General features: G+C 41.6%; 11 protein-coding genes and 2 tRNA genes. 1 reads left to right on the plus strand and 12 read right to left on the minus strand.

Annotation, left to right across the window (positions count from 1 at the left end; translation table 11 throughout):
* Positions 1–42: 42 nt before the first annotated feature.
* On the plus strand, positions 43–1,842 hold the full coding sequence (locus tag MK405_RS04490) for an N-acetylmuramoyl-L-alanine amidase (RefSeq protein ID WP_268704427.1): 1,800 nt from the start codon (positions 43–45) through the stop codon (positions 1,840–1,842).
* 27 nt (positions 1,843–1,869) lie between these two features.
* Here MK405_RS04490 and MK405_RS04495 read toward each other — a convergent pair whose 3' ends face one another.
* From MK405_RS04495 to MK405_RS04550, 12 genes are all read right to left on the minus strand, one after another.
* Positions 1,870–2,187 carry a hypothetical protein gene (locus tag MK405_RS04495; protein WP_000734660.1) on the minus strand — a complete coding sequence of 106 codons (318 nt, stop codon included), beginning with the start codon at positions 2,185–2,187 and terminating at the stop codon, positions 1,870–1,872.
* Positions 2,188–2,376: 189 nt separating this feature from the next.
* Positions 2,377–2,449, minus strand: a tRNA-Thr gene (locus tag MK405_RS04500).
* 100 nt (positions 2,450–2,549) lie between these two features.
* Positions 2,550–3,335, minus strand: a complete 786-nt coding sequence (locus tag MK405_RS04505) for an ABC transporter permease (protein ID WP_268704428.1) — start codon at positions 3,333–3,335, stop codon at positions 2,550–2,552.
* 1 nt (position 3,336) lies between these two features.
* The gene (locus MK405_RS04510; protein WP_268704429.1) at positions 3,337–4,155 is read right to left on the minus strand and encodes an ABC transporter permease; all 819 of its coding nucleotides are present in this window, start codon (positions 4,153–4,155) and stop codon (positions 3,337–3,339) included.
* A gap of 1 nt (position 4,156) precedes the next feature.
* Positions 4,157–5,149 (minus strand): ABC transporter ATP-binding protein, encoded by a 993-nt coding sequence (locus MK405_RS04515; protein ID WP_268704430.1) that lies wholly within the window; start codon positions 5,147–5,149, stop codon positions 4,157–4,159.
* Between the two features lie 284 nt (positions 5,150–5,433).
* The gene (locus MK405_RS04520) at positions 5,434–6,315 is read right to left on the minus strand and encodes a class II fructose-bisphosphate aldolase (RefSeq protein ID WP_001019007.1); all 882 of its coding nucleotides are present in this window, start codon (positions 6,313–6,315) and stop codon (positions 5,434–5,436) included.
* Between the two features lie 139 nt (positions 6,316–6,454).
* A complete protein-coding gene (gene vncS / locus MK405_RS04525; protein WP_268704431.1) occupies positions 6,455–7,783 on the minus strand; it encodes a sensor histidine kinase VncS in 1,329 nt (442 codons plus the stop codon).
* On the minus strand, positions 7,780–8,436 hold the full coding sequence (gene vncR, locus MK405_RS04530) for a response regulator transcription factor VncR (RefSeq protein ID WP_084932977.1): 657 nt from the start codon (positions 8,434–8,436) through the stop codon (positions 7,780–7,782). The genes vncS and vncR overlap by 4 nt, the downstream gene beginning before the upstream one ends.
* A 141-nt stretch (positions 8,437–8,577) precedes the next feature.
* On the minus strand, positions 8,578–9,957 hold the full coding sequence (vex3, locus tag MK405_RS04535) for an ABC transporter permease subunit Vex3 (protein ID WP_000903002.1): 1,380 nt from the start codon (positions 9,955–9,957) through the stop codon (positions 8,578–8,580).
* 50 nt (positions 9,958–10,007) lie between these two features.
* On the minus strand, positions 10,008–10,655 hold the full coding sequence (gene vex2 / locus MK405_RS04540) for an ABC transporter ATP-binding subunit Vex2 (RefSeq protein WP_000173736.1): 648 nt from the start codon (positions 10,653–10,655) through the stop codon (positions 10,008–10,010).
* Positions 10,656–10,782: 127 nt separating this feature from the next.
* Complete coding sequence (locus MK405_RS04545) at positions 10,783–12,060, minus strand: ABC transporter permease (protein WP_268704432.1); 1,278 nt, start codon at positions 12,058–12,060, stop codon at positions 10,783–10,785.
* A gap of 377 nt (positions 12,061–12,437) precedes the next feature.
* Positions 12,438–12,523 (minus strand) — tRNA-Leu (locus tag MK405_RS04550).
* Positions 12,524–12,541: the final 18 nt, after the last annotated feature.

Genomic DNA, 12,541 nt, shown 5'->3' on the forward strand with positions numbered 1-12,541 from the left:
GAAAAATGAAAAAGAGAAAAAGAAAAAGTTAGGAAATAGAAAGTGAAAAAGATACTACTGACCAGTGCTTTAATCCTTTCAATCGCAGGATTGGCACCCGCATCCGTCTTAGGAGAAGAAAATACAACTCAATCCACATCTGCTGTCAAGGAATCAATTGCCAAAGAAGAAAAGAAAGAGTCGAGTGTTGAGGAAAACTCTAAATCAGAGGTGCTTCCGAAAGTAGATGTGCAAGAAGACAAGCCCCCAAAAGAAGGGTGGTACCAAGAAAATCACCACTGGCGTTTTTACCAAGATGATAAACCTGCTTTGAACTGGAAACAAATCCAAGGCAAATGGTACTACTTCGATCAAGATGGTAATCGTCTTCATTCTACTATCTACAAAGGCTATGCCTTTGACCAAGATGGGGTTATGGTAGAAAATAGCTGGACCAATTTGGACAACCAATGGTATTATGCTGATTCCTCTGGACGACTAGCTCAGAACACCTGGAAAAAAATTAACGGCTCCTGGTACTATTTTGACCAAACTGGAAGCATGCTCAGCGACACCTCCGTTGACGGCTATCTGCTCACAAATAGTGGAGCTATGGCAGAAAAGGGTTGGATTAAATTAGACCAAAATTGGTATTATGTCACACCATCTAGCAGAATCTCGCAAGACAAGTGGGAGAAAATCAACGGTTCTTGGTATTATTTTGATAAAAACGGCGTGATGCTCAGCCAGACAACCATTGGTGCCTACCTGCTAGGCGATAGCGGTGCCATGGCTGAAAACTCTTGGGTGAAAATCAATGAAAATTGGTATTACGCTAATGCATATGGGAAATATAGCCAAGACAAATGGGAGAAAATCAATGGCTCTTGGTATGCTTTTGAACAAAATGGAGTCATGCTTTCCAATAAATGGAAAGGAAGCTACTACCTCAAAGCCAGTGGAGCCATGGCGGAAAAAGAGTGGATTTTTGATAAATCCTACAATAGCTGGTTCTATCTAAAAGCGGATGGCCGTTATGCAAATCAGGAGTGGATTGGGGCATACTACCTCAAGTCTGGCGGTTATATGGCCAAGAATGAGTGGATTTACGACGACTATTACAAGGCTCGTTACTATCTGGACGATAGTGGACATTATGTTTCAGGAACTTACAAGATAGACGGCAAGGAGCACTTGTTCCAAAAATATGGCCAATGGATTTCTGAAGTTTCAACAGAAGGTGGATTTGTAAAAGGTCAATACAGCAATACTATCTTCCTAGATCCTGGGCATGGTGGTCAAGATTCAGGTGCCTTTTACTACAATGTAGCTGAAAAAGATCTCAACATGCAGATTTACCGTAAACTTCGTGCTAAGTTAGAGGAACTGGGCTACAAGGTCCTCACCTCTCGTGATAGTGATATTGACGTTGACTTTGTTACCGAACGTTCTCGTATGGTTAATAAAACCAACTCTGATATTTTTATCAGTATTCACTTCAACGCTACTGGTAATACCTACTCAAAAGCGAGCGGTATTCAAACCTACTCCTATAGAGATGAACCTGATTATCCAAGTAAGATTAATAAATACTGGCACAATCACCCTGATCGTATGAGTGAAAGCAAACGCCTCGCCGCTGCCATCCACTCCTCTCTTCTAGCAGAAACAGGAGCTAAGGATGCTGGTCTGTTGGAGAGCAGCTTTGCTGTCCTACGCGAAACAGCCAAACCAGCGGTTCTCCTAGAGCTTGGTTATATGGATAATTTCACCGAAAACCAACAAATCAGAGATAGCCACTACCAAGATAAACTGGTCGCAGGCATCGTAAAGGGGATCCAAAAATATTATGCTGGTCAGTAAAAAAGTCTCGAGAAATCTCGAGACTTTTTATTTGCCTTCTTTTTTATCTTTATCAGGAAAGAGGTAGCCAAGTCCTACACAAGCTAGCACACCGGCACCAATCACCAAACCACTTGAAATTGGCAACAGATCAAAAATAGCATTTGCAATGATAAAGGCGATAATCAAGCACATCAAGCTTGCCTTGTAGTCTTTTTTCAAAAAGTTTTCTAGTGTAAAATAGAGGAACAATCCTACTGGAATGAGTGACCAGAGATTGACATCCAAACTTGGCCATCCAACAGATCCGAAATACAATACTAGCGCTGCTGCTACTAAAAATACAAGTCCTAATAATTTTTTCATTTTTTGTCTCCATTTTCTTTTTTGGGAACTTGAGTTGTCTGACACCAACTCTTCACATCCCTTACAAAATTCATTATAGCAGAGGATTTTTTCAAGAACAAGCCTTTTTGCCTATCTGGTCAATATCTCGGTCTAAGTGGTTGAATAGTAGTAACAAAAGAAAAGAAGCCCTAATGGACTTCTTCATTCTGCCGATTGCAGGGATCGAACCTGTGACCTACGCGTTACGAGTGCGTTGCTCTACCAACTGAGCTAAATCGGCGATTACCCTTTTAGTATAGCACTCTGAGAATAGATGTCAAGAAATTTTCATCTCCATTAGAAAAAGCCTGTCCTGAGACAAGGCTTTGAGATTCTTCCTTTTACGAACCCGCACTTTCGTAGGCATCTAAGCCCCTGTTCCAGAGTTCCAAAGAAATAGCAAAGAAAACAAGGGAAATCAGAATCAAACCACCGATATTAAAGAGTCCATCCTTGTCCTGCAAGAAATAGCTGGCAGGATAGTAGGCTGTAAAGGCGAAAGGCACGATAAAGCTAATCAACCAACGAAGAAGCGAATTGTAAATAGAAATCGGATACTTGGCAAAATCATTAAACATATAAAAAATGTAAATCATGGCACCTGACTGCTTGGTCCAAAAAGCGATACTGGCTGTCGCGATTTTCAAGGAAGTATAAATCAAGGTCGCAAAGGGAATACAGACTAGGAAAAGCAGGAATTTGGGAAGAGTCCAAGCAATACTTGATACTGTTGTCCCTAGTAAAATGCCACCGACCAAGAGTTCGCCCAAGGCATCAATCTGAAAGGTCTCAACTAGGATGTGAAAGAGCGGATTGATAGGACGAGTCAAGTACTTGTCAAACTCACCTTTTCTCACCAAGCGTTGTCCCAATGCCCAGAGATTGTCAAAAAAGAGGTGGTCCAATCCTTTTGGAATCAAAGAAAAACCATAGATAAAGGCAATTTCTTGAAAAGTCCAACCTTCTAGTGATGGAATGTGTTGAAAGATGACATTGAGAAACAAGAGATTCAAGCCTTGGGTCAGAAAAACTCCTAGCACACCAACCACAAAATCCACCTTGTATTCCATGATTTGTTTGATGTATTGTCTGATAAAAATCAGATGCATACGTTGATATTTTTTCATACTATCCTCCCTGAATGGTGATAAATGACTGGACTCGTTTCCAAATCAACTGAGACAGACCCACCATCACTAAGAGCCAGAAAAACTGAAGCAAAAGCGCATGAAGAATCCGACTAGCATCGTATTTCCCAACGATAATCATGACCGGAGTATAGATCAAGGATGAGAAAGGCAAGAAAGACAAAATATCTGAAACCACCTTAGGAAAGAAAGCCAAGGGAATCAAGCTTCCAGACATAAAGGCCACTATGGAAGTCTTGAGTAGATTGGAACCCCATAGATTTTTAAATACAAAGGCTGAAAATCCAAAGCAGATATTAAAGAAAAAGTCAATCAGGTAGGCCAGCATCAAGCTAAAGAGATAAAGGATAGTTAAGCCCAGCACTTCTACAATCCCTTGTCCAGATAAGATTTTCATCAAGACAATGACACTTAAAAATGGCAGTCCAACAGAGATAAAAATCAACCACTTGGAACCAAGTTCGGTGAAGAGATAAGAGGCCGCAAAATGCACTGGTCGCAGCAAGCGCATGATAATGGAGCCATCCTTGACCTCCTCCCCAATCATAAAGGAGCTATCTGACTTGGTTAACAGATTGGTCACAAAACTCATGATGATGTAGAGGGTGATATCCGCCATACTGAATCCCTGAATCAAAGGCTCTTGCGAAGAATCAAAGACGGCCTTCCAGAGATAAAAGGCCACAAAAGCCCCCATCACATCACCAATCCGATAGAGAAGAAAGTTGACTCGATAGGTGATCAACTCCTGAATCCCTGCATTGATAAAGGGTTTATAACGTCTCCACAATTTGACCATCTTAAAGCTCCTTCCGATAGAAGCGACGGATAATATCCTCAATATCCGTATCCACCATCTTCAAATCGCGGATTTCAAAATCAGACAGGGTTTGCTTGATAATATCAGCTGACTGGTAGCGGGAACTATCGAATTCAATGTTGAGGCTATTTCCTTGTCTATCAATGGTCATGTCGGGCAAGCCTTCATAGTGAGAGACGAGATGACTTTGACCTGGCACCAGTTCAAAGGAGAGTGTCTTCATCTTGCCAAAGGTCTCCTTGAGCTGGCTAACCGTTCCATCAAAAATCTCCTGCCCCCTGTCAATCATGAAAATCCGATCACAAAGTTGCTCAATATCGCTCAGGTCATGAGTGGTCAAGAGAATGGTTGTTGCTTCCTCTTGATTGATCTGAGTAATGGCCCGACGAATGTTGTCCTTGACGGAAACATCCAAACCAATGGTCGGCTCATCTAAAAAGAGAACCTTGGGATTGTGGAGCAAGGAAGCCGCAATATCCGCCCGCATCCGTTGCCCCAGTGAAAGAGTGCGCACGGGGTCCTTGATAAAATTCTTCAAATCCAAGACTTCATTCAAAAAGTCCATGCGTTTATGAAAGAGCAAGTCCGGCACATCGTAAATCTCTTTTAATACCGTGTAGGTCTCTTGCAGAGCCAAATCCCACCATAGCTGGGTTCGTTGTCCAAAGACAACCCCAATATCCTTGACATAATCTTGACGATTGTCCTGCGGAATCTTGCCGTTAATCCGACAAAAACCAGACGTCGGTTTCAAAATCCCGGTCAGCATTTTGATGGTTGTCGACTTCCCAGCACCATTAGCTCCAATAAAGCCTAAAATTTGGCCCCTGGGTACCTCAAAAGTCAAATCCTTGACCGCTTCAAAGGTCTGCTTTTCAGGATGAATAAAGGAGCGCAAAGCTCCCTTTAACCCCGGCTCCTTTACTGTCTTCACAAAATTTTTCTGAAGATGTTCCACTTCTATCATTGCCATATCTATCTCCCTGTCGCAAGGAATAGCAACATTGTATTTTTGACTACAAATATTCTAAATCCTTACTTTTTACACCTTCCACATTTTATCATTACAGAAGGCTTTATACCAACCTATTATAGTCCAATAAAAAATAAAATGCAAGCGTTTGCCTGAAGATTATGAAATTAGAGATTTCTCTCTAAAAATAATAGTTTTAATCAAAAATTCTGGTTTAGTAGTTTCCTTAAAACACCAAAAAACCCACCCTAATGGGTAGGTTCTTTCTGTATTGTTCAGCTAAATTATGCTTTACCTTCTGAACCGAATACGTCGATACGTTCTTCAACAGCTTCTGTAATTGCTTCGAAACCTGGTTTCAAGAATTTACGTGGGTCAAAGAGTTTCTTCTTATCGTATTCTGCTTCGTTTGCTTCGTATTCAGCAACAAATTTACGAGTTGCGTTAGCAAATGCGATTTGGCATTCAGTGTTAACGTTAACTTTCGCAACACCAAGTTTGATAGCTGCTTGGATTTGGTCATCAGGAATACCTGAACCACCATGCAACACGATTGGGAAGCCTGGGACTGCTTCTGTCAATTTTTGCAAGTGATCAAGGTGAAGACCTTTCCAGTTTGCTGGGTAAGGACCGTGGATGTTACCGATACCAGCTGCCAAGAAGTCAATACCAGTTGCAACCATTGCTTTAGCATCTTCAATTGGAGCCAATTCGCCATCACCAATGATTCCGTCTTCTTCACCACCGATAGTACCAACTTCAGCTTCTACTGATACGCCGTTTGCATGAGCAAATTCTACAACTTTACGAGCTTTTTCAAGGTTTTCTTCAACTGGAAGGTGTGAACCGTCAAACATAACTGAAGTATAACCAACTCGGATACATTCAAGTGCATCTTCATAATGACCATGGTCAAGGTGAATAGCAACTGGTACAGTAATTCCCATTGATTCTACAAGGTTTTCGATGAGAAGTTTACATACTTTGTAACCACCCATGTATTTCGCAGCACCCATAGAAGTTTGGATCAAAACTGGAGCTTTTTTAGCTTCTGCTGCACGCAAGATAGCTTGAGTCCACTCAAGGTTGTTTGTGTTAAATCCACCAACTGCATAACCGTTGTCACGAGCTGCTTGGACAAATTTTTCTGCTGAAACGATTGCCATTTTATCAGGCCTCCTGTATATTTTTATGGGTCAACCCATTTACATTGTTCATTTTATCACTTTTTGATAAAAAAAGCTAGTTTTTCCCATACTTTAGATTGAATTTCTTCTAATCCGATCAATGTAAACCCTTTCTTTTTTAATCTTGGCTAACTCTAGGAAAGCGTATAAAGAAAGTCAAGCGATCATCCTGCCTTTCAAAACGATAAGGCAATTTCTCATGTTCTAATAAACTTTTGACCACAAAGAGTCCCATCCCCGAACCTTTGGCCTTGCGACTAGCATTTTCAGAAAAAGACTGGACCAGCTTTTCTTGTTCTTCAGGACTACAGCTATTCTCAATAAAGAATTCCCCTTCTCTCTCGCCGATACGAACCAAGCCACCTGGAGTGGAGTGCTTGATAGCATTACTGATGAGATTCGATAGAATCAATTTCATGACAGATGGGTTTATGTAAGCCTGCTGATGGGTTAGGCTAATGTCTACCTGAAGTTCTTTCTCCTTGGCGAGTAAAGCATAATCCTTGACCAGACTTTGCGTCATCTGAAGGAGGTCAACCTCTTCTTTCTCGTCTCGCAATTCCTGAACAGAAGAAAGAGACAATATCTGGAGAACGTGGTGACTGAGGTCGTCTACAATTCCCAAGGCAACTCCCAGATAGTGGTCTCTATCCTTATAACGACCGACATTTTCTTTCATATTTTCAATCAGAATTTTCAAGCTAGCCAGAGGTGTTTTCAATTCATGAGAAGCCCCTCGTAGGAACTCAACCTTCATCTTCTCCAGCTGGAGAATAGCTTCATTCTTGTCATGCAAGTCCGCAATGACAGTCAAGAGATGCTGGTAAAGGCTATTGATTTGTTCCTTGAGATCACCAATCTCATCCTTAGAATCCACGCGCAATCGCACTTGGGCATCCAAATCCATCATCCGACGGGTCACCCGCTTGATTTCCAAAATCGGGGCAACAATGGTCCGAGCGTAGATGTAAGCAACCAAAAGGGAAATCAGAAAGGATGCCAACAAGGTATAGGGAAGAAATTGAAGACTAATCTGCTCTGCTTCCTTTTGCAAATCCATGGAAGCTAGAAACTGAAGAGTCATAGTGCTACCGTCTTGCGTTTTCACCTCACGCTCCTCAATAAAGAGGGAGGTTGTCTGGCGAGCTGTATCTAGTGGAAAATTATCCTTAACCTCTAACTTGTCCTCAGTCATCTCACCCTTAACGGACCCTTTGATATCACTGGTCTGGGAATACAAATCTAACACTTGCTCGATACTTTGCCTATCCTTTCCTTCTAGGGACTGGGCAATAGCTGTCGCTTTCTGACCAATGGTTTTCTGACGGTGGCTCAGATAAGTCGATGGAAAGAGAAAATAAATAGCTAAATGAAGACAAATAACCAGAACACTAAAAATCGAGAAGGTATAGATAAATATTTTAGTAAATAGACCTGTTCGTTTCATTTTCGCTCCAATTTATAACCAACATTGCGCACAGTGAGGATACAATCCAAGTCTAGCTTTTTCCGCAGTTCCTTGATATAGACATCAATGACACGGTCAAAGGGAACCTCATCTGTCACCTTCCAGACCGCATCAATTATCTGAGAACGAGTCAAGGCCCGTCCTTCATTTTTCACCAGATAGTCCAGAATTTCCAACTCTTTGGCATTGATAGCCACTTCTTGACCTGCGAGGCTTGCACTGTAGCTCTCAAAGTCCACCTTTGTATCCTTATAGGAGAAGACTCGTCCTGTATCGTAGTAGCGCTTGAAAATTGCATCTACCCTCACTTTTAAGAGAGACAGGGAGAAGGGTTTTTCCAGATAGCCGTCTGCCAGAGAAGCAAAAGCACTCATCTTGTATTCTTCATCCTGAAAGGCGGTCAGCATCAGGACAGGAACTTGACTGGTTTTGCGAATCTCAGCTAGGACTTCGAGGCCATTAAGCTTGGGCATCTGGATATCCAGCAGTACTAGAGCAACTTCATAGCTGGAAAATTTTTCCAGAGCTTCCTGACCGTCTGCTGCTTCAATGGTTTCATAGCCACAATCCGTCAAATAGTCACTGATTCCCTCACGGATCATCTCTTCATCTTCTACAATTAAAATTTTCATAGAAAAGTGTTTCTCATTCCTTTAAATTTCTTGTAAATTATCTCAGTTTCATCCTGATAAAACCTCTTCCCATCAAGATGAAATAGATAAAAATGCTACCTATATTATACCCCATTTAGGAGAGAATAGGTAGCAAGTTTTTTATTCACTATCGAGCAAGAGCTCTTTTGGTTGTTTTCTGAGGAGATTGCTTGAGGCAAGCGCCATAACGAGAACCACTAGAACCAAGGCAAGGACAAAGACGATGATAAAGTCTGATGTCTGAATAGAAATATCTAGGCTCGACAAGGTCTTGCTAAAGCCGTCTACTTCTGCACCACCACCAAGGTTAGAGGCTTGAGCAGCCTTGCTGGCTTGCTTGGCAACACCTGAAGTGACATTGGCAAGAACAGTATTTCCGATGGCACGGGCTGTGTAGTTGGCTAGAAAGTAAGCAGAAACTAGAGCAGGGATGGCAATCAGGATAGATTCAGTGATGAATTGCCCCAAGATACTTGCCTGCTTGAGACCGATAGAGAGGAGAATTCCCACTTCCTTGCGACGGGCGTTGATCCAAAGACTGAGCAAGAGTGCAAGGAGAAGAACTGAGAAGCTCAAGCTACCCCAGAAGAGGAGGTTGGCCATCTTGTACATACCAGAGATGGATTGCTCTAGAGCTGGGTAGTTAGAGGAGCTCTTCACAAGTGTGTAGCTCTTCCAGTTGATACCACTGATACCATTCAGCTCTTTCATGACGTCATCCAAGTTCTTGTCTGCTGTTACAAAGAAGGTTGCGTCCCCATAAATAGCTGTGTCTTCTGTGTATCCATAAAGTTTTGCAGCAGTGTGAATGTCTGTGATAGCTGTATTTTCATAGAGTTCTTGTGAGTAGGTTACTGCTGACTTATTGTGGCCATCAAAGAGCCCCTTGATTGTCACTTCAACTGTTTCCTTGGCCCCTTTTTCATTGTCTGCATCGTAGATATTGGAGTCTAGTTTGACCTTATCCCCAACTTTCCAGCCGTGTTTAGCTGCCAAGTCCTTGTGCATGAGGATCTTGTCCTTGTCGTCGTTGGTTAAGTGCTCACCTTCGACTAGTTTGTAAGAACCAGAGACAAACTTATCTTCTTTCGAGGAGTCATTGACACCTGTAATCATCAAACTACTTCCAAAACGTTTGGCACGGTCTGCAGTGAGATTTTTCTTGGTTTCTGGTGTTTCGATGAGGTCATATCCAGTCAAATCTCCGATAGCATTGATCCGTTTAACATAAGACTCGATGGCCTTATTTTCGGTGATTTTTTTGATATCCTCACCCTTGATATTCCCAGAACCACGTGGCGTTCCTTGATTGACGCGACGATTGATTTGCATGGAGAAACTATTGGTGATATTTTTAAAGGTCTCCTGAGAAGCCTTGGCTGTAGCTCCCTTGATCGACAAGCCGACCAAACTCAAGCTCGCCATGAGGAGAATAATCAGGAAGATAACAATCGATTTGAAAAACTTCCTTGTAACATAGGCAAATGCGTTGTGTAACATAGGTTCCCTTTCTAGATTTGATTTTATAATTCTATCAAAACAAGCTCATCTTATTTTGTAGTATTGCGAGTTTCAGTTAGTTTCTTATTCTTCAATTCAAGTGTAATATCTGACGCTTGTGCCACTTCTTTACTGTGGGTGACGACGATCACACATTTACCTGTTTTCTCGGCAAGTGATTTGAGCAGTTCGATAATATCTCCAGCAGTTTTAGGGTCCAGATTTCCTGTTGGCTCATCAGCTAGAATAACCGGAGCTTCTGAGACTAAACTGCGAGCGATGGCTACACGTTGCTGTTGACCACCTGATAACTGGAGAACATTCCGCTTGATCTGACTTTCATCCAAACCAAGCTCAAGAAGTGTATCCTTACTTGCCTTTTTGTTGACCAAGCGGATATTTTCCAGCGGAGAAAGATAATCTATCAAGTTATAATTTTGAAAGACCAGGGAAATATGGTGCATGCGATGGTAAGAATACCCCTTATTCCGAATGTCCTCTCCTTGGAAAAGGATAGAACCTTCAACAGGGCTATCTAGACCAGCCAGTAGGGACAAGAGAGTGGATTTTCCTGCTCCTGACTCACCAATGATACTATAAAATTTTCCGGGTTCAAAATTATACTTGATCTGATATAAAACTGCTTCAGCAGTGTTCTTATAACGGTAGGTAACATCTTGCAATTGTAATAAAGTCATGATTTCTCCTTCTTATACTCAATGAAAATCAAAGATTAAACTAGGAAGCTAACCGCAGGTTGCTCAAAGCACAGCTTTGAGGTTGCAGATAAGACTGACACGGTTTAAATTTGATTTTCGAAGAGTATTAACTAATAGATGATAAAATTTCTTTCGGCGATTTTCTGAATAGAAATACGAAACAAAGGGCTACAGACAAGCAACCAATCAGGAGCAGAAAGACATAGGATTCTGCAAAGGATAGGAGACTAGTTGATAGACCGCTTGCTTTGGCCAGCGTGTCTTGTAAGCTTGCCTGATCTCCACTGGCTAGTACAGTTTGGAGCAGATAGGATGTGATGGCATTTCCAGCGATAAAGGATGGAAGCAAAGCTCCGAGAGATACCAACACTACCTCTAAACAGAACTGTAGGAAGATCGAGCTCTTGCTTTTTCCAAGTGCGAGTAAAATTCCCACTTCGTAGACTCTTTCTCTCAACCAGAGAGACAAGACCAAAATCAAAGCTCCTGCTCCTGCTATCAACATCCCATAAAGGAAGATGGTGAGGAAGGTTTGGAAGGTTGCAACTGAGTCTTTGATTTGTTCAAAGGCCTTGTTTTCCTTCTCAACTTGGTAACCTTGACTTTCTAAAGCCAAGTTTTCCACCTGCTTCATGAGTCCGTCCATTTCCTTAGGATTTTCTACATAGAAGCGCGCTGCACTGACTTGCGGTTCACTATTTCCCAGAAGCGTTTGGCTACTTTCATAGTCTGTAAAGACCTGGTTTTCACTGAAGTCGGAAGACAAACCTGTGAACTTTTCTTGTTTTTTACCAGAAAAGATGCCGACAATTTCAAATTCAACTGTTTGCCCTTTTCCAGCTTCGGACTGACTAGCATCCAAGCCAATCTTGTCATGAAGCGAAAGACCGTTCTTCTTAGCCAACTCTTCGTGGATGAGGATTTTCTTGGAGTCTCCTTTTTGAAGGTGTCGCCCTTCTTTTAAATTGAAAGCCGAACTGGTAAAGGTGACATCCTTGGATGAATCTTCAAGAGCCGTTAAGCTAACCAAGTTCTTGTCCGCGGCTGACAAATCATCACGTTCTACGCTCTGCTCACCACTCACCGCTTCCTTGTCTTTCAGTTTTGCGACCGTTTCGAGTTCAGGAGAGACATTTTCCAGTCCCTTAATCTTGCTCACGGATGCTAGGTCAGACAACTTGAAGGTCTGTCCATTTTCTATCTTTTTGATAGAAAAAGATGTATTGAGTGATTTGTAAAGATTGCTTTCTACTGTTTTGTTGGACTTCATCAGAGTCAAACAGGCTGAAATTCCTGCCAAAAGGACAAATAAAATCAGAAATAAAATAAAACTTCTCAGTCGTTTTCTGCTGACATAAGCCCAAGCTCTTTGGATTGGATTCATTTGTCACCTCCATATTTGTAAGACTATTATAAAATCCAAATATGAAATGTTTATGAAATCAAAAAAATTTTTTGAAAAAAACAAAAAAGCTAGCGAACGCTAACTTTTCTCATATAGAATGCGTTTTACCAATCAAAAATATACTCCATTTTATAAATGCTGGAACCGTCTTTCAGCTTAGCATTTTCCATTTCCTAAGTTCTTCATTTTCTGACTTGTGTCTGAGAAAATTCTTGATAGAATGAAATGGAAAACTCAGTTTAAATGTTCTGATACAATGACTGTTCTTGATGCCAATATTTTTCGAGATACGAAACGTAGCCTCTAGTCTTCTTTGTAAAAACAAAAAGAGCTAGCCAAAGCTAACTCTTATCCTATGCGGAGAGAGGGACTTGAACCCTCACGACCTAAAGCGGTCACAGGATCCTTAGTCCTGCGCGTCTGCCAATTCCGCCATCCCCGCGTCGATTACTTTACTAGT

Source organism: Streptococcus oralis, from assembly GCF_026782345.1.
GTDB lineage: Bacteria > Bacillota > Bacilli > Lactobacillales > Streptococcaceae > Streptococcus > Streptococcus oralis_CK.